The organism is Streptomyces solicavernae (genome assembly GCF_029968095.1).
GTDB lineage: Bacteria > Actinomycetota > Actinomycetes > Streptomycetales > Streptomycetaceae > Streptomyces > Streptomyces solicavernae.
In genome coordinates, this window is record NZ_JASCIR010000056.1 from 1 (window position 1) to 17,429 (window position 17,429).

At 68.1% G+C, this 17,429-nt stretch carries 17 protein-coding genes; 13 read left to right on the forward strand and 4 right to left on the reverse strand.

The window, feature by feature from the left end:
* Positions 1–80: 80 nt before the first annotated feature.
* Complete coding sequence (locus QIS99_RS31015) at positions 81–1,148, reverse strand: ScbA/BarX family gamma-butyrolactone biosynthesis protein (protein ID WP_282517078.1); 1,068 nt, start codon at positions 1,146–1,148, stop codon at positions 81–83.
* A 303-nt stretch (positions 1,149–1,451) separates the two neighbouring features.
* Positions 1,452–2,378 carry an RNA polymerase sigma factor SigJ gene (gene sigJ / locus QIS99_RS31020; RefSeq protein ID WP_282517079.1) on the reverse strand — a complete coding sequence of 309 codons (927 nt, stop codon included), beginning with the start codon at positions 2,376–2,378 and terminating at the stop codon, positions 1,452–1,454.
* Positions 2,379–2,644: 266 nt separating this feature from the next.
* On the opposite strand from sigJ, the gene QIS99_RS31025 reads away from it, so the two are divergent.
* The 6 genes from QIS99_RS31025 to QIS99_RS31050 all read left to right on the forward strand — a co-directional run bounded on the left by QIS99_RS31025 (position 2,645) and on the right by QIS99_RS31050 (position 9,742).
* Positions 2,645–2,854 (forward strand): acyl-CoA carboxylase subunit epsilon, encoded by a 210-nt coding sequence (locus QIS99_RS31025; protein WP_282517080.1) that lies wholly within the window; start codon positions 2,645–2,647, stop codon positions 2,852–2,854.
* Between the two features lie 132 nt (positions 2,855–2,986).
* On the forward strand, positions 2,987–4,579 hold the full coding sequence (locus QIS99_RS31030; RefSeq protein WP_282517081.1) for an acyl-CoA carboxylase subunit beta: 1,593 nt from the start codon (positions 2,987–2,989) through the stop codon (positions 4,577–4,579).
* Positions 4,580–4,879: 300 nt separating this feature from the next.
* Positions 4,880–5,743 (forward strand): AfsR/SARP family transcriptional regulator, encoded by an 864-nt coding sequence (locus QIS99_RS31035; protein WP_282517082.1) that lies wholly within the window; start codon positions 4,880–4,882, stop codon positions 5,741–5,743.
* A gap of 113 nt (positions 5,744–5,856) precedes the next feature.
* Positions 5,857–6,774 carry an AfsR/SARP family transcriptional regulator gene (locus QIS99_RS31040; RefSeq protein ID WP_282517083.1) on the forward strand — a complete coding sequence of 306 codons (918 nt, stop codon included), beginning with the start codon at positions 5,857–5,859 and terminating at the stop codon, positions 6,772–6,774.
* Between the two features lie 131 nt (positions 6,775–6,905).
* The gene (locus QIS99_RS31045; RefSeq protein WP_282517084.1) at positions 6,906–7,829 is read left to right on the forward strand and encodes an aromatase/cyclase; all 924 of its coding nucleotides are present in this window, start codon (positions 6,906–6,908) and stop codon (positions 7,827–7,829) included.
* Positions 7,830–8,209: 380 nt separating this feature from the next.
* A complete protein-coding gene (locus tag QIS99_RS31050) occupies positions 8,210–9,742 on the forward strand; it encodes a condensation domain-containing protein (RefSeq protein WP_282517085.1) in 1,533 nt (510 codons plus the stop codon).
* Here the strand turns inward: QIS99_RS31050 and QIS99_RS31055 are convergent.
* Positions 9,712–10,017 (reverse strand): hypothetical protein, encoded by a 306-nt coding sequence (locus tag QIS99_RS31055; protein ID WP_282517086.1) that lies wholly within the window; start codon positions 10,015–10,017, stop codon positions 9,712–9,714. The genes QIS99_RS31050 and QIS99_RS31055 overlap by 31 nt on opposite strands.
* 75 nt (positions 10,018–10,092) lie before the next feature.
* Positions 10,093–10,251, reverse strand: a complete 159-nt coding sequence (locus QIS99_RS31060; protein ID WP_282517087.1) for a hypothetical protein — start codon at positions 10,249–10,251, stop codon at positions 10,093–10,095.
* Between the two features lie 469 nt (positions 10,252–10,720).
* On the opposite strand from QIS99_RS31060, the gene QIS99_RS31065 reads away from it, so the two are divergent.
* The 7 genes from QIS99_RS31065 to QIS99_RS31095 all read left to right on the forward strand — a co-directional run bounded on the left by QIS99_RS31065 (position 10,721) and on the right by QIS99_RS31095 (position 17,376).
* Positions 10,721–11,788 carry a type III polyketide synthase gene (locus QIS99_RS31065; RefSeq protein ID WP_282517088.1) on the forward strand — a complete coding sequence of 356 codons (1,068 nt, stop codon included), beginning with the start codon at positions 10,721–10,723 and terminating at the stop codon, positions 11,786–11,788.
* Positions 11,789–11,854: 66 nt separating this feature from the next.
* On the forward strand, positions 11,855–12,418 hold the full coding sequence (locus tag QIS99_RS31070) for a cupin domain-containing protein (protein WP_282517089.1): 564 nt from the start codon (positions 11,855–11,857) through the stop codon (positions 12,416–12,418).
* Positions 12,419–12,426: 8 nt separating this feature from the next.
* On the forward strand, positions 12,427–13,584 hold the full coding sequence (locus tag QIS99_RS31075) for a DegT/DnrJ/EryC1/StrS family aminotransferase (RefSeq protein ID WP_282517094.1): 1,158 nt from the start codon (positions 12,427–12,429) through the stop codon (positions 13,582–13,584).
* The gene (locus tag QIS99_RS31080) at positions 13,581–14,576 is read left to right on the forward strand and encodes a class I SAM-dependent methyltransferase (protein WP_282517090.1); all 996 of its coding nucleotides are present in this window, start codon (positions 13,581–13,583) and stop codon (positions 14,574–14,576) included. Before QIS99_RS31075 ends, QIS99_RS31080 begins: the two co-directional genes overlap by 4 nt.
* A gap of 47 nt (positions 14,577–14,623) precedes the next feature.
* The gene (wrbA, locus tag QIS99_RS31085) at positions 14,624–15,235 is read left to right on the forward strand and encodes an NAD(P)H:quinone oxidoreductase (RefSeq protein ID WP_282517091.1); all 612 of its coding nucleotides are present in this window, start codon (positions 14,624–14,626) and stop codon (positions 15,233–15,235) included.
* 33 nt (positions 15,236–15,268) lie between these two features.
* Positions 15,269–15,643, forward strand: coding sequence for a DoxX family protein (locus QIS99_RS31090; protein ID WP_282517092.1), 375 nt, complete (start codon positions 15,269–15,271; stop codon positions 15,641–15,643).
* A 146-nt stretch (positions 15,644–15,789) separates the two neighbouring features.
* A complete protein-coding gene (locus QIS99_RS31095; protein ID WP_282517093.1) occupies positions 15,790–17,376 on the forward strand; it encodes a class I adenylate-forming enzyme family protein in 1,587 nt (528 codons plus the stop codon).
* The last annotated feature ends 53 nt before the right edge of the window (positions 17,377–17,429 follow it).

Sequence of the window (17,429 nt, forward strand, 5' to 3'; positions counted from 1 at the left end):
CATCACGGGCACGGCTCCTTGCAGTGGATGACCGCCACGGTGGGGCGTGGTTGCCGCGTTGCTCGACGAGGGACACCGGTTCAGCTGCTCACACCCACGGCCATTGCGCCCGGTATGGCGCCGGTGAAAGGAGAAGCGAGATGCGTGGACAGGCCTTCGAGGCGTCCTGGGGCCGTGCGCGGGCTCGGGACGCGGGGGCCGGAGAGCTGGCTGTCGAACACCTGCCGACCGTTCTGATGCCCCGTCACCTGGACGCTGAACAGGCCAGGTTGCTGGGCGGGAAGTTCGACGGCCTCGATCCAGCAGGGGGTGCTGAACTCTGTGTACCGCTGGAATCGGTTGACCGTCGTGGTGGGGAGCACGGAAGTATCGGGCCCGAGTAGGGCACAGGCGGCCTGGCGTGCCGCCTCGAGCAGGACCATGCCGGGCATGTGATCGCCACCGTGGTCGAACATCACCGGGTGGCTGGGGTCCGGGTTCAGCCGCCAGAGGTTGTGGTGCTCGGTCGGGGCCAACACCAGGTCGATGGGGAGCGTCCGTCCGTAGTCGGACGGTGTCTGGCCGGTGGGCTGGTAGTCGATCTCCGTCATCAGGGCGGATCCGCGCAGCCGACGGTAGGCGGCGGGGGAGACACAGGTGAAGTGCCCGCTGCCGATGGCCACGACGTGCTCGTCGCGGCGGATGGTGATCTCCACGCCGAGGACTGTGTCGCGCCGTTCCTTGGTGAAAACCGTCTCGATGGCCAGGTCGCTGGGTGTGTGCCCTATCCCGAGGTACTCGGGGTACGTGGTGGCTGAGATGTCCCGCATCACGAATTGGTAGCCGAGTGGGATCCCGAACTCGGAGTGAGCGAGGAATATGCCAATCTGACGGATTGTCTCGACGGCCTGCAGATGATCGTGGCTCCGGCTGGCCGGATTGTTGAAAAACGTGTGGGCGCGGGGCCATTGCCCGGTGAGTGCGAAGGTGCTTTCGTCGGTCTTCTCGCAACCGGTGAGGAATACCTCCGCCAATGATGCACGATGCACGTATTCTTTGGGAACGGTGGTCGTGAGCCGGGACGCTTCCCTGGGCTCCTCCTGTGTGGATCTTCGGGTGACATCGTGGCCCCGGGCGTATTGGACCTGGGGTGCCGTTGCACTGCTCATGATCCTTCTCCCCCAAGAAGTGATGGAAGCTTGACCGTAAGATACAGACGCACCGGTTTCATTTACAAGGGTTGGTCCGCCGAACCCGTCAGGGCCCCAACTATGAACGCATGGTGGCGATACTGAGCGTTTGACTTCAGCGAGTGACGATACGGCGTCGTCCCGGTATGGATCTATTCCGTTCCGTTTCGCCAGCCGTCACGCGCGTCGCCGGAGCCCTGGGGCTCGGGCACCCGAGTCGTTTCCGGAGTGGATATAGAAGCCGAAACGGCATCCTTTTTATGCGGAGCACGGCAGGGAGTGTCAATCCTTCCAGGACCGGAGCTTCTCAGGGTTGAGCACTGCCCAGATGCGCTGAATCCGGTCACCGGACACGTCGAAGGCCAACACGGACACGGTCACGCCCTCCCGCTGAAGTACCAGCCCAGGCTGGCCGTTGACCTTTGTCTCCACGATCGTCAGGCCGGCCGCGTTGCCGGCGGCATTCACGAAGAAGCGGGCGACCTCTTCGCGGCCCTCGATAGGGTGGATCTGAGCGCTGATGATGCCGCCGCCGTCGGTGATCGTCGTGGCGTTGGGGTCGAGCAGCCCGATGAGGGCCTGGATGTCCTGCGCCTCCCACGCCTGCTTGAACTCCTTGATCATGTCGGCGCGTTGCGCTGTCGCGGCCGCCGGGGCCTTCTGTGCCCGCACGCGCTGGCGGGCCGACGACGCCAGCTTGCGGCAGGCCGCAGGGGAGCGGCCGACGATCTCTGCCACTTCCACGAACGAGTAGTGAAAGACGTCGTGGAGGACGAACGTGACGCGCTCGGCCGGGGTCATCGAATCGAGTACGACGAGGAAGGCCATGCTGACCGATTCGTCGAGGGTCACCCGGTCCGCAGGATCGGCGGATTCGCCCGAGCGGCCGCTGACCCACTCCATGCGGTCGGGCAGGGGTTCCGGCACCCATTCACCCACGTACCGCTCCCGCTTGGCCCGTGCCGAGCCGAGCACGTCGAGGCAGATCCGGCTGGCGACCTTCGTCAGCCAGCCGCCGGGGGAGATGGTTGCCTCCCGCTGCTGCGGCGTCATGGCGTACCAGCGGGCGTATGTCTCCTGCACGACATCCTCGGCGTCCGCCACGGAGCCGAGGAATCGGTACGCCAGGTTGATCAGCTGCCGACGTTCGCTCAGGACGGCGCTCAACCCCTCGTCCAACTGGTTGTTCTCCTGCTCGGGCGTGTTCATTGTCGCCACTCTCTCTCGTATTCCGGCGGCAAGTTCACCGCGTCTTGCCAGACATGCGTGGTCGTACTGGAAGAGATCGAAATATCGTGGTGGGGCGCTCAACGAAAAGGGTGTGCAACCTCGGGAACGGCAATGTTGCACACCGTCAACTGCCCAGTTCCCAGGTGCAGTCCCCTTTGGCGCATCCAAGGAGTCCAGGCGCACCCGAGCGATGGTTGAGTACCGCGACCGACCGTGATCCGCAGGGCAAGGTGAAGGAGGGACCCGTGGACCGCGTCGAAAGCAAGGACGCTCTGCTCAGGATCGAACGAGGTCAGGCCACCGAGGAAGAGTTGGCCGCGGTGGCCGTGACGCTCTTCTCGCTGGCTGCCGCGCAGAACGAATCCCAGGCGGCGGACGACGGCGGGCGATCCGTCGCCCGCTGGAGCCGAAGAGAACGGGCCAGGGCCTACCAGGCGCCGCACAGCTGGAGATGACACACCCGGGGGCGGCCAAGCAGCGCTGATGGAGCAGTTTCCGACTCCCACGTAAAAACCGTATATGCGGTTGGGTTCTGTGCGCCCAGTCTTCTCGTACTGCCCGCGCCGCACAACAGGAAGGTGACTGCCATGTCGATGGTCGTGGAGCCTGCTGCGCCGGCGGCGGGGGAGTCCCCCACACAGGGCCGGGTGGCCGAGCTGCACGCGGTGCGTGCGCAGGCGGAGGCCGGCCCGAGTGCGAGGGCGACCGAAGCTCAGCACGCGAAAGGCAAGCTGACTGCGAGGGAGCGCATCGAACTACTCCTGGACGAAGGGTCGTTCAACGAGGTCGAGCAGCTGCGTAGACACCGTGCGGTCGGTTTTGGCTTGGAGGGCAAGAAGCCGTACACGGACGGTGTGGTCACGGGGTGGGGCACGGTCGAGGGGCGGACTGTGTTCGTGTACGCGCATGACTTCCGGATCTTCGGGGGTGCGCTGGGTGAGGCGCACGCGACGAAGATCCACAAGATCATGGATATGGCCGTCGCGGCCGGTGCGCCGCTGGTGTCCTTGAACGACGGTGCGGGGGCCCGTATTCAGGAGGGTGTGAGCGCGCTCGCGGGGTACGGCGGGATCTTCCAGCGCAACACGAAGGCGTCGGGTGTGATCCCGCAGATCTCGGTGATGCTGGGTCCGTGTGCGGGTGGTGCGGCGTACTCGCCCGCCCTGACGGATTTCGTGTTCATGGTCCGGGAGACCTCGCAGATGTTCATCACCGGCCCGGACGTCGTGAAGGCGGTCACCGGTGAGGAGATCACGCAGAACGGACTTGGCGGCGCGGACGTGCACGCCGAGACCAGCGGTGTGGCGCACTTTGCGTACGACGACGAGGAGACCTGCCTGGCGGAGGTGCGTTACCTCCTGTCCTTGCTGCCGCAGAACAACCGTGAGAACCCGCCCGCCGTGAGGTCGGGGGACCCTGCCGGCCGGCGCTCGGAGATGCTGCTCGACCTGGTTCCGGCGGACGGCAACCGCCCGTACGACATGGCCCAGGTGATCGAGGAACTCGTCGACGACGGTGAGTACTTGCAGGTGCACGAGCGCTGGGCGCGCAACATCATCTGCGCACTCGCCCGCCTGGACGGTCAGGTCGTCGGCGTTGTCGCCAGCCAGCCGCAGTGCCTGGCCGGCGTCCTGGACATCGAGGCGAGTGAAAAGGCTGCACGCTTCGTTCAGATGTGCGACGCCTTCAATATCCCGATCGTCACCCTGCTCGACGTACCAGGCTTCCTGCCCGGTATCGACCAGGAGCACGGGGGCATCATCCGCCACGGTGCCAAGCTGCTGTACGCGTACTGCAACGCCACCGTGCCGCGGATCTCGCTGATTCTCCGGAAGGCCTACGGCGGTGCGTACATCGTCATGGACAGCCAGTCCATCGGCGCCGACCTGACTTTCGCCTGGCCGACCAACGAGATCGCCGTCATGGGCGCCGAGGGCGCCGCCAACGTCATCTTCCGCCGTCAGATCGCCGAGGCCGCGGACCCCAAGGCCATGCGGGCGCGCATGGTCAAGGAGTACAAGGCGGAACTCATGCACCCGTACTACGCGGCCGAGCGCGGACTGGTGGACGACGTGATCGATCCGGCCGAGACCCGCGAGGTCCTCATCCGCTCCCTGGCGATGCTGCGCACCAAGCACGCCGATCTGCCGTCCCGCAAGCACGGCAACCCTCCGCAGTAGCTGGCCCCGACAGGGCCGCCAACCCAATAAAAACAGTCCTAACTCGCTGTTTTGACGGATGCTGGAGTGTCGTTTCTTCTAGAACAGGTGTGCGATTCTCTCTCAACTAAAACCTATCAAAAGGTGCATTCTGCCCTCGAGCTTCGCTCGTGAGTGGGTGTCCATCTGCCAGTGACCGGGTAGCGAGGCAATAGAAACCAGCTGCCCGGTTTTCCATTGACAGGGCGTTCTGCATCGCTTTGAATCAGGGCGGTAGAGGTTGCCCTGCGAGCGGCACCGCACGGTTCAGGGGGAGAAGCTGTGGACATTGAAGTACTGGGCGCGCTGTCGGCAACGGAGAACGGAATCTCCATTACGCCTACGGCCCCCAAGCCTCGACAGGTTCTGGCCCTGCTGGCGCTGCACGCCGACCGGGTGGTGCCCTTCTCCACGCTGATGGAGGAACTCTGGGGCGATACTCCACCACGCAGCGGACGTACCACCCTGCAGACGTACGTCCTTCAACTGCGGGAACTCATTGCGCTGGCTCTGGAGAAGGGGGAGCCGCAGGAGGCAGAAGGAGCGGGTGAGCGTCGCGCGGCCAAGGACGTCCTGGTGACGATGCCGGGCGGCTACCTGCTGGCCAGTGGCAACGGACGCAGTGACGTGCGGGATTTTGAACAGCTTGCGGGCATCGGATACCGCACCATGGACGCGGGCGACTACGCCGGTGCCGCGCGGAAGCTGGGCGAAGCACTGACGCTGTGGTCCGGGACTGCTTTGGCGGATGTGCAGGCAGGGCCGCAACTGGAGATGGAGATCAAGCGCCTCGACGAGAGCCGGCTGTGTGCTCTGGAGCAGCGCATCGAAGCCGAACTGTGCCTCGGCCGGCACCGCGAAGTGCTGGCCGAGCTGACCGTTCTGGTGAACCGGTACCGCACGCACGAGAGCCTGCACGCCCAGTTCATGCTCGCGCTGTATCACTCGGGGCGGCGCAGCGAGGCCCTGGATGTCTACCGGCGCCTGCGCGCCACACTCGTCCGCGATCTCGGCCTGGAGCCGTCCGCGGGGCTGCGCCGCCTGCAGCAGTCCATCCTCGCGGCCCATGACGAGTCCGCGGCCATGGCCTCCGACAGCACCAGGACCGTGAACACGGCCAAGGAGCGGCTCGCGCCCATGCGTTGAGCCACCCACCTCAACCAGCACCGCGATTTCCCGGAGCGTCGGCCCGTCGCAGCGCAGGTGGCCGAGGAGCGCAATCAGTCACTGAGAGGCTCGACGAGGTAGGGAGGCAATCCGTGAAGACTCAGGTTCTGGGCGCGCTGAGGGCTGAGGTCAACGGGGAGTCGATTGTTCCGACAGCTGGGAAACCCCGGCAGGTTCTGTCCCTGCTCTCCTTGTATCCCGGACGGGCGCTGCCCGTCTCCACGCTCATGGAGGAGCTCTGGGGATCCGAGCCGCCGCAGAGCGCGCTCACCACCCTGCAGACCTACATCCTGCAGCTGCGCCGACGGCTCGGCTCGGCGATGGGACCGGATTCGCCCTGTACGGCCAAGGATGTGCTCACCACCCGGCACGGCGGCTATCTGCTGCGGATACCGGCCGAGGGCGTAGATGTGCATCAGTACGAACACCTGGTCACGCAGGGGCAGGCCGCCGCAGACACGGGGGACGACGCCACCGCGGCCGACCGCTTCCGGCAGGCGCTCGCGCTGTGGCGCGGCCCCGCCCTCGTCGACGTACAGGTCGGACCGGTTCTGGAGATCGAAGTCCTGCGCCTGGAGGAGAGCAGACTCGGCACCGTCGAGTGGCGCATCGATGCGGAGTTGCGGCTCGGCAGGCACTGCGAACTGATCCCGGAACTCACCGAGTTGACGGCACGCTACGCAGAGCACGAAGGGCTGCACTCGCAGGTAATGGTCGCGTTGTACCGCGCCGGACGGCAGGCATCGGCACTCGAGGTCTACCGAAGACTGCGCACCCGGCTCATCGATGGTCTCGGCGTCGAGCCGTCGCCGCAGGTACAGCGGCTGCACCAGGCCATGCTCGCCGTCGACCCCAAGCTGGACATCCTCGCAGGGCCGCGGCGCAGCTCGACCTTCGATCTGTACGCGTCTGAGCCCGCCCCGAGCCCCGGCGCAGCAGTCCTGAGGGCTCGAGGCGGAGTTGAGCCGCATCCGGTCCCGTATCGAGTGGCTCCGCCCACGCTCAGGTGACTGCCGCCGCTCGACGGGCGCGTCGACCGCGTGCCCCGCACACTGCTGTCGGGCGGCCCGATCGACGAGAGAAGGTGGTCCTCGTGCCGGGTGAGCGTGAGTGTGTACGCCGGCTGTCACAAGCCATCGAAGTGGACGCGCCCGCTGGCGTCATCTACACGTTGATCGTCTCTGCCGAACATCGACCGCTGTACTTCGCGTCCAACGTGTACGTGGAGCGGCTCGACGTACACGACTTCCGAGGAGCGCGCGAGCGACTGCGGGTGTGGGCCCTCGCCGGCGGCGAGGTCAAGTCCTGGACCTCCGACCGGGTCCGCGACTCCGCACGGCGCTCATTGTCCTTCCGCCAGGACCAGATCATGGAGCCGGCCGGGTCGATGGGCGGCACGTTCTCCGTGCAGCCCATCGGCCCCGACCGCTGCCGGCTGACCGTGGACCATGCATTCACGTCCCGGGACGACAGCCCCGAAGGCATGGCGTGGCTGGAGCGGAACGTTGCCGCCGCCACCCGCTCCGACCTGAAGAATGTGCGGTTCCTGGCGGAACGGTGGAACCGGCTCGACGAACTACTCCTGTCGTTCGAGGAGTCCGCGCGGGTCAAAGGGCCCGCCGAGCTCATCCACAGCTTCCTGTACGACGTCGAGAGCTGGCCGGCTCACCTGCCGCACGTACGCCGGGTCGACCTGACCGAGCCGCAAGTCGGCGTCCAGAAAGTAGCCATGGCCCTCGCCGCGGCCGACGGTACCGTGCAGGACATCACATCCGTACGGCTGTGCTTCCCCCATGCCGGACGCATCGTCCACAAGGAGACGACGCCCCGGAAGTTGGTCGCGGCGCACTGCGGAGAGTGGTCGGTCGTCTCCGACGAGGACGGCGTGACCGTGACGTCCCAGCACCACGTCGTGCTGCGGGAGCAGGACGTCGAGCAGGTGCTCGGGCGGGGCGCCGGACTCGAGGACGCTCGTCGCCAAGTACGCGCGGAGCTCGGTGCCGAAAGCCTGCAGATGCTGTACCTGGCCCAGCAGTACGCCGAGTCGGCCGTGCGCGTGCTGTGAGAACGGGGGACCGACGGGGCCCACGAGCGGTGGCTGGCCGCCGTCACTCGGCAGTGGGTCCAGAACCCGGTGAGAACGACTTGGGAGGGTCCCGTTTGCGGGCCGGACGCCTCTGAGCCTTGAGTGCGGCTCCGGTGAGTGCGCTTCGTATGGGAGGAACGGCGCGGCGGGTGTTCGGCAACCCCTTGCGCGGATCGGTGGATACCACGGGCGCAGACGGCGAGGGTGCGCATGGCATGGTGCGGGGCAGCAGGCCCGTTCGGAACGAGACGGCAACCCGTCCTGCACGGGGGAGTTGCCGTCCCGCGTCGGCAGTCGGACGGGAGGGGGGCGGGAGCGTCCCGGTCGCCTCGCGCGAGCGTAGCGGCCCCGGACGGCCGATGACCGGCACACGCGATGTGGCAGGGTCACTCACCGTGGTGCTCGCCTTGGGCGGCCCCGCACGGCAGGAGCCGTCCACCCTCGACCTGTGCGGCCCCGCACGGCAGGAGCCGTCCACCCTCGACCTGTGCGGCCCGTTCGACCCGTCGTTCCTCGACGCTGCCCTGGCCCGAATCGCCGCTGACCGGCCACAGCTGCGCGAGGCGCGTCCCCGGATCGTGCGGCGCGGACCCGGCCGTTACGTGCTCGAACTCGCTGCGCCGTACCCCGTCGGCGTGCTCGCCGACTTGCTCACCGCCGCCTGTGCGCCGGGTGTATCCGGTCACCAGGCAGCCATGCAGCCGCCGGAGCCCCTGGCACTCACCCCGCTGCAGTGCGAACTGCTCTCCGACCAGGCGAGCAGCCCCCAGCACCATGTCGGACAGCTTCTCTGGCGCTGGCACGGACCACTGGACACTGCCCGGTTCAGGACCGCGTGGCAGTCCGTTTTCTGCCACGAGACGGTGCTGCGCGCGGCGTTCGTCTGGGATCCCGGGCCGCGTCTTGCGCTGCACGACCGCGCCCACCCCGACGCCGTACGCCATCCGCACGGCACGCTCACCCGACAGGCCCTCATGGAACAGGAGCGGGCGCGCGGGTTCGACCTCGGCCGGCCCGGTTTACTGCGGGTCGCTCTGTTGGACGGCCAACCGCGGCAACCGGGTTCGGCCCTGCCGTACACGGACGTCGTCCTCACCTACCACCGGAGCGTCCTTGACAGTTGGAGTGCGGGCCTGCTGGTGCGCGAGTTCTACCGCCGCTATCTGGCCGGAGACCGCCCACGGGGTGGGGAACGCCGCCCCGATTTACGCGACTACCGGCGCTGGCTGGCGGCACAGGATCCGGGTGCGGCCCGGGACTTCTGGGCCCGGCCGGGCGGTATCCCAGGCGCGGGCCTGCCCCGCGCCGGGAGCGGCGCCGCCACTGGCCGTATCGGCATGGGCAGCACCCGGATCCGGCTCACCCTCGCCGAGACGGAGCGCCTCGTGCACTGGGCGGCGCACTGGGGGGTCACCGAGTACAGCGTGCTGCAGACCGTGTGGGCGCTGCTCCTGTACCGGGCGGGCACGGCGGACCGAGGCCGTCCGGGCCCGGTGGGCTTCAACGTCGCGGTGTCTGGCCGCGCTATCCCGATGGAGGGTGTCGCGTACCTGCCCGGGCCTTTCGACAATCCGTTGCCGATGACCCTTCATGTGGACCCGGACGGCACAGTGCCCGCGCTGCTGCGGGCCGCCCGCGACCAGGGCCTTGGCATGTCGGCATACGAATGGGTCTCCGCCGGGCAGATCAGGCGCTGGCTCGGACATGAAGCCGCCGTGCGTCCCGATACGCAGGTCTCCTTCGAGCACCGGCAGAGCCACCTGGAAGGGCTGGAGCCGGAACTCGCCGCGCACGGCCTGCTCGTGACGGATATCGAACCGGCGGGCGGGGGGAACGGGTGCGCGATCAGCGTGGCCGCCCGCTACGACAGCGGGGGGGGGAGTTCGTCCTGACGGCGGTGCACGACCGGGGCCGGCTGCGCGACGACCACGCCGCCGGGATGCTCGCGGACAGTGCCCGGCTGCTGCGTGAACTGCCGTACGGCGCAGGGGACTCGACCACCGTCGCCGAGGTGCTGTCCGTTCTTGCCGACACCGATGTGCCGCTTCTGCACGACCACCCCGTGGATCCGGCCGATCAGTTCCTGGTTCGACTGCGCGGGGCGGCCGGCCCGGGCGCCGGGACTGTCTGCCTGATCGCCCCGCCCGGGGAGCCCGGCACGAACCATGCCGCGCTGGCACGGCACTACCTGGGCCCGGAAGCTCTCACCGTGCTTCGGGCGGACCCTGGCAGGAAGCCGGAGTCACTTCAGGCGCTGGGTACCCTGCTCGGCGACGGTCCGTTGGTCCTCGGCGGCTTCGCCGGGGCCGGAGCCCTTGCCTGCGAACTCGCCGGGCTCCTTGCGGTGGACCTCGGCAGAGCGCCCCTTGTGGTGCATGGTGCCGTGGGAGACGTCGGTCACGACCACCTGTGTGAACTGGCGAGTGCACTGGGCGCCGCCGCCCGTGAGGCCCGGGTGCTTGAGACGCCTTCGCACGTGGATGCAACGAGTCCATCCGCGCAGAGAAGAAGGACAACGCACCTGTGTTCAGGCCTGCTTGGGACTCGCTGGGCCGCGCGGCGCACCAGCCGAGTCTGCGGGACTGCTGGGCGCAGACGTTGACGTGATTCATGTCACTTTGGTGGACGCTTGGCGCGGCGGTGCTCCCCGTGTCACGATTCCGGCACATGCCCCCTGCCCGAAAACATCGGCGGCGGCTGCTTCTCTTTCAATGCCCCATCCCGCAGGCCGCGGTGATGGGGCATTTCTGTCGGCCTGGAGTTGGCCGCATCGCTCATGTCCTTGCCTTCGCCCGGCCCGGGCAGCACTGGAACGGTGCGAGCGATTCCTCCCGTGCAGAAGGCAGACTCTAGAGAAAGTGGACTCAGATATGCCAAGGCTCTGCAAGCCCTCGGTGAGTGTGCCGGAATACGTCATCACAGCGGAAGAGACCATCGCGTTCGCCGAAAGGGTCCACGCCGGCAAGCCGCAGCTCCCACTGGCGCTTCGCCTGATTCGAAACACGGGGGTGGCGAAGCGGCATATCGTGCAGCCCATCGAAAAGACGCTCCGCCACCCAGGACTGACAGAGCGCAACCGGATCTACGAGGCCGAATCCAAGAAGCGCTGCCCGGAGGTCATCGAACGGGCCCTGGAGAACGCCGAAGTGACCGCGCGTGACATCGACGCCATCATCTACGTGTCGTGCACCGGGTTCATGATGCCGTCGCTGACCGCATGGCTGATCAACCGCATGGGCTTCCGAGACGACACCCGGCAGATACCCATCGCGCAGCTGGGCTGTGCGGCAGGCGGTGCGGCGATCAACAGGGCTCACGACTTCTGCATGGCCCACCCCGGGAGCAACGTCCTGATCGTCTCGTGCGAGCTGTGCTCCTTGTGCTACCAGCCTGACGAGGACGACATCGGGTCGCTGCTCTCCGACGGCCTGTTCGGCGACGCGGTCGCGGCGGCCGTGGTGCGGGGCACAGGCGGCACCGGCATCGAGCTGGAGCGCAACTCCTCCTACCTCATCCCGAACACCGAGGACTGGATCTCCTACGCCGTGCGCGACACCGGCTTCCACTTCCAGCTGGACCGCCGCGTGCCCGGAACCATGGAGCCGCTCGCCCCGGTGCTGCGCGAATTCGCCACGACCCACCAATGGGATGCCGCCAACCTCGACTTCTACATCGTGCACGCCGGCGGCCCCCGGATCCTGAACGACCTCGCCAAGTTTCTGGACGTCGACAGGAAGGTCTTCCGGCACAGCTGGGCGACCTTGACCGAGTACGGAAACATCGCCAGCGCTGTCGTACTCGACGCGGCCCTGCGGCTGTTCGAAGAGGACACCCCGATGCCCCACGCGACCGGTCTTATCGCCGGCTTCGGCCCCGGCATCACCGCCGAGATGGCACTGGGCCGCTGGAGCAGCGATGCGGCGCAGATCCTCGACTGAGCCCGGTGCGGCGGCCGTTGCCCGCACCTCGGCGAGAGCTCGTACCGACAAAGGAATCGAGAGCCCATGACTGACCTCATCATTCCGGCCGGTGGGGGACGAAAGCTGGTCACCCCCGCGCAGGAAGTGACCTTCAAGGCCACCCAGGCGCAAGGATCGTCCATCTCGATCTTCGAAGTGGTCGTCCCGCCCGGATTCGACGTCGGCGCGCACGTGCACAGCCACTCCCAGGAATTCTTCTATGTCCTCGAGGGTGAGCTGGATCTGCTCTGCTTCGAGCCGACCGAGCGCACGACGGACACCTGGCACCACTGGAAGTCCGCTGAGGGGGATCGCGTCATCCGCGCGGCCGAGGGCGGCTGCATGTTCGTTCCGCCCGGCACGCCGCACGCGTTCCGCAATGCCACGGACAAGCCGGTGAAGATGCTCTTCCAGAGCTATCCCTCGCCCGACCACGAGGACTACTTCGAGGAGATCGCGGAGATTTGGTCGCGCGGCACCACGGTGGATCCCGAGGCCGTGGAAGAGATGCGCAAGCGCTACGACGTCAGCCAGATCACGCCGCTGCGCTACGAGCCGCCCGTGCCCGCGATCCCCGGTCAGGACATGAACGCGAAGCGGAGCGGGTGATGATCGCCATGGAACCGATACCCCTCGTCCACGCCAGCCTGGGAGAACGGGAACTGTCCGCCGTCGCAGAGGTCTTCGCCTCTGGTTGGCCGGCCGGACAGGGCCCCAAGGGCAAGGCCCTGGAAGCCCAGCTCGCCCAGAAGTACCAGGTGGCTGACGCGGTAGCGGTGAGCAACTGCGGCGCCGCGCTGCACCTGGCGTTGATGGCGCTCGGAGTCAAGCCGGGTGACGAAGTGATCGTCGCCGACTACACCTTCCCGGCGCCCGCCCACGCCGTGCGCTACCTCGGGGCGGTCCCGGTCTTCGCCGACGTACGGGCCGACACCGGAACGGTGGACCCGCGGGCGGTGGCGGATCTGGTCGGCCCCCGGACCGCGGGCGTGATCGCGGTGGACACGGTCGGCATGCCCGCGGACTACGCGCCGCTGCAGGCCATCGCGGACCGCCACGGCCTGTTTCTGGTGGAGGACGCCGCCTGCGCAGTGGGCGCCACGTACCGGGGGCGCGAGGCGGGTGCACTGGCCGAGGTGGCCTGTCTCTCCTTCCACGGCCGCAAGGGGGCCACGAGTGGTGAGGGCGGGGCCCTGCTGGCCACCGACCCGGCCGTCGCACAGGACGCGCGGCTCCGTTCCTCCTTCGGCATCGGCAGCATCTTCGACATGGGCAAGGTCGTCGGCCTGCCGATCCCGGAGTTCACCGAGATCGGGTACAACTTCAAGTTGTCCGACATCGCCGCGGCGATTCTCCAGGTCCAGATCGGCCGGATCGGCGAACTGCTCGCCCGCCGCAATGCCGTGGCTGCGCAGTACGCCGAACTCCTGGCCGATGAAGAGCTCCTGACTCTTCCTCATGTGCCTGAGGACCGCACCCACGCCTGGCAGTCCTACATGGTCACGCTGGACTCGAGCGTGGATCGTGCGGCGGTCGCCGCCGACCTGCGCGCCCAGGGCATCGGCTGCGGCCACGGCACCTGGGCGACGCACGTCCAGCCGGTGTTCAAGTCCGGGCACGCATGCCCGGTCTCGGCGGACCTCTTCCGCCGCAACCTCGCCATCCCCATGCATGCGGAACTCAGCGTGAGCCAGGTCGAGCGGGTCGTGGATGCCCTGCGCGACTCGCTGCGTGCCCACTCGACGTCCACCCGGGTCCTTGGAGGGGCCGCATGACAGACACTCAGCCGACTCCGGACGGCGTACTGCGACTGATCAACGGCTACTGGGCCACCGGAGTCCTCGGTGCCGCAGCCGCTCACTCGCTCTTCACCCATCTCGAGAACGGGGCGGACACGGCCGCGCAGCTCGCCACCCGCGCCGGGATCTCCGAACGCGGCGCACAGACCCTCCTCGACGGCCTCATCGGTGTGGGTCTGATCGAACTGCACCAGGGCCGCTACCGAAATACCTCCGAGGCAGCCACCTACCTGGTCGAGGGCAAGCCCGCCTCGCTGAGCAGCTTCGCCCAGCTGAAGCTGAAGCACATGGGCTCCCTGACCGCCCTGCCGGAGGTGGTACGGGCCGGGGGGCCGATGACGGACCCGACCACCGAGGTGGCCGACAACCCGCACTGGGAGGAGGTCGTCCCGGCGATCGCCGCGCAGTCGGTGCCCGCTGCGACGGTCGCCGCCGAGGTGCTCTCCCTCGCCGAGGCGGGTGAGGTATCCATCCTCGACGTAGGTGGTGGCTCCGGTATCTATTCTGCCATCTGGCTGGAGACCAACCCGGCCGCCCGTGCGACTCAGCTCGACTGGGAGCCCATCAACGCGATCGCCCGCCGGTTGCTGGACGAGCGCGGCTTGGGGGACCGTTTCACCTGTGTCGACGGTGACTTCCACAGCAGTGACTTCGGCACGGCCAAGTACGACGTCGCGCTGTACTCCCACATTGCCCACCAGGAAGGCCCCGAGGGGAACATCGAGGTCTTCACCAGACTGCGGGACTGCCTCAAGCCCGGTGGCGCGCTGGTCGTCTGCGACTACGTCGTCGACGACGACCGCGGCGGCCCGGCCTTCCCGCTGATCTTCGCCTCGGAAATGCTCCTGAAGAGCCAGCAGGGCGGCACCTGGCGGCAGTCGGAGTACCGCGACTGGCTCCGCAAGGCGGGCTTCGAGGAAGTCTCGTTCCACTCCGCCCCCCCGGCCACCCTGGTGGTCGCCCGCTAGCGGGACACAACCAACGCGGTGGAACACAGCGAGAAAGGAGACCAGTTGTGGAGCCGGTGAACGTCGCCATCATCTACTACAGCGCGACCGGCAGCGTGCACGCCCTGGCCCGGGCAATTGCCGAGGGAGCCGGGAAGGCCGGTGCTGCCGTGCGCCTGCGCAAGGTCCGCGAGACGGCCCCGCCGGAGGCCATCAACGCCAACCCGGCGTGGGCCCAGCACATTCAGGACAGCGCCGGCGTCGCCGAGGCCACCCTCGGCGACCTGGGCTGGGCCGACGCGGTGCTGCTCGGCACCCCGACGCGTTTCGGCAATCCGGCCAGCCAGCTCCGGGCGTTCCTCGAGACGACCGGCCCGCTGTGGTCCCAGGGCAAGCTCGCCGGCAAAGTGTGCTCGGTCTTCACCGCCAGCAACACTCTCCACGGCGGACAGGAGTCCACCATCCTGGCGCTGTCCAACACCTTCTACCACTGGGGCGGAGTCATGGTGCCGCCCGGCTATACCGATCCCGTCCAGTTCAAGACCGGCAACCCTTACGGCACTTCCCACGTGGCCGGCCAGGGCGCGCCCAGCGAGGAGACCCTGCAGTCGGCCCGTCACCAGGCCCGCCGCGTCGTCGACGTCGCAGCGGCGCTCAAGGCCGGCCGCGCCGCCGTCTGAACGCCCGGGCCTACCCGTGCAAGGAGAATGCTCGTGAACGTCGCCCTGTGGATCGTCGCGGCCGTCCTTGGCGCAGTCAGCCTGGCCGGCGGCGCTATGAAGATGCTCCAGTCCACTGAGAAACTGGCCGCATCCGGCTATGGCTGGGTCGAGGACTTCAGCCCCGGCAGCGTCAAGACCATCGGCGCCCTGGAGGCGCTGGCCGGAGTGGGGCTGATCCTGCCCGCCGCCCTGGACATCGCACCGGCTCTGGTGCCGACGGCCGCCGCCGGCCTGGTGCTGCTGATGATCGGCGCAGCGCTCACGCACCTGCGCCGCCAGGAGACCAAGCTGATCACGGTAAACGTGGTCCTGCTCGCGGTAGCCGCCTTCGTGGCGTGGGGCCGCTACGGGCCCTACTCCTTCTGAACTCCTCCTCAGCTCGGCCGCCTTGGCGGCACAGCAGCGCAACGCACCACCCACGTGCCCCCGGCGGAAGCCGGGGGCACGTCTCGTGCGCCGCTGGGCGGCGACGGTCAAGCGCATCTCTCGCCCATCGCAAAGGAGACGGCCCCATGCACGGCTCAACGGCCTATAAATCAATTCAGAAGCGCGGTCTTCACATCGGCCTGTTGCCGGAGATGGCCGCGTCCGTGAACGGGTCGACGCCCATCATCCTCGACCACGACCTGGGCATATTCCCCGAGGTGGGACGCCGCCTGACGGTGGCTCAGTACGCCGAGCACGTGGACGACCTGGCGGCCCGGCTGTGGGCGGCAGGGGTCCGGCCCGACGAACGCGTCGTGCTCTACAAGGCCGCCAACGCCGACCACTGGATGCTCGCCGCAGCGGTGTCCCGCATCGGGGCGGTCGTCGTGAACCTTTCGCCGGCGCTGGACGCAGCAACCGCGGCCGCCCTGATCGAACGGGTCGACCGGCCGACGCTGCTCACCGACGGGGCCAAGCTCGACGTCCTCGCCGAGGTGCCGCTGACGGAGCTCACCCGTCGGGTGATCAGCACGTCCGGCGACCGGCCGGGCGCGGTCTCGCTCGCCGGGCTCGCCGGGGCCCCACGGGTCAGGCCGGTGCTCCGGCCGATCGACGAGGCCGCTGTGATCACGCATACCTCGGGCACCACCGGCATCCCGAAGCTCGTAGTCCACACGCCACGGACCCAGGGCATCCGGCTCGTACCGCAGTGGCGTCTGCTCTCCCTGATGCGGAAGAAGGAGACCGTCGCGATCCACATCCCCTTTGTGCACTCGCGGATGGTCGCGGCGATGTCCCTGGCCCTCCTCAAGGAGTTCCCTGTCCTGCTCATGAGGGAGTCGGAGCCCGCCGACGTCGCCGAGCAGCTGATCGAGCACCGGCCGGTGCTCATCGAGGCGCTTCCCAACTCGCTGATGGAATGGGAGCAGCTGGCCGAGGACCCGCGTGCGCCGTTCGGCTCGGTGAAGATCTTCAGCAGCACCTTCGACGCGATCCACCCCGGGACGATGAGCCGACTCCTCAACGCGTCCCACCGGCGCGGTGCCCTGTTCTTCCAGATCTACGGGCAGAGCGAGGTCGGCCCGGCCGTCGGCCGCGCCTACTTCCGTCGTTCCGCGCACCGGGCGAACGGGCGCTGCGTCGGCTGGGCCATGCCGAAGGGCGCGGCCAGGGTGCGAGTGGTGAGCCGGGACGGGCAGCCCCCGTCCGAGACGAACCCCGGCTTCATCGAGGTCGCGTGGGACGGCCTGGCGAAAACGTACTTCGCGGAGCAGGAGCGGTACGCCACCAACCGCAACGGCGACTGGTGGCGGACCGGCGACGTCGGCTACCGCACCAAGCTCGGGTGCCTGCACATGCTCGACCGGGAGGTCGACATGGTTTCCGGGGTGCGCAGCTCCCTGGAGATCGAGGATGTCGTACTCAGCAAGCTGGACGAGCTCAGCGAGCTGGTCGTCGTGCAGGGACCGGACTCCGTGCCCGTCCCGGTGGTCTGCACTGCCGACGACAAGCCCCTGGACCAGGCCCGTTGGCGGGCGGCCGTCGCCGGCTTCCCTCAGCTGGGCGACCCCGTCCAGATCCCGCACGCCGAACTGCCCCGCACGGCCACGCTGAAGGTGCAGCGCAAGGCGCTCGCTCACCGGTTCCAGAAGCAGCAGAAGGACAGCGCCTGACGGGCTCGCGCACGTGCGGCCGCGGCGCTCTGCTGCGGCTTCCCGACCAGGCA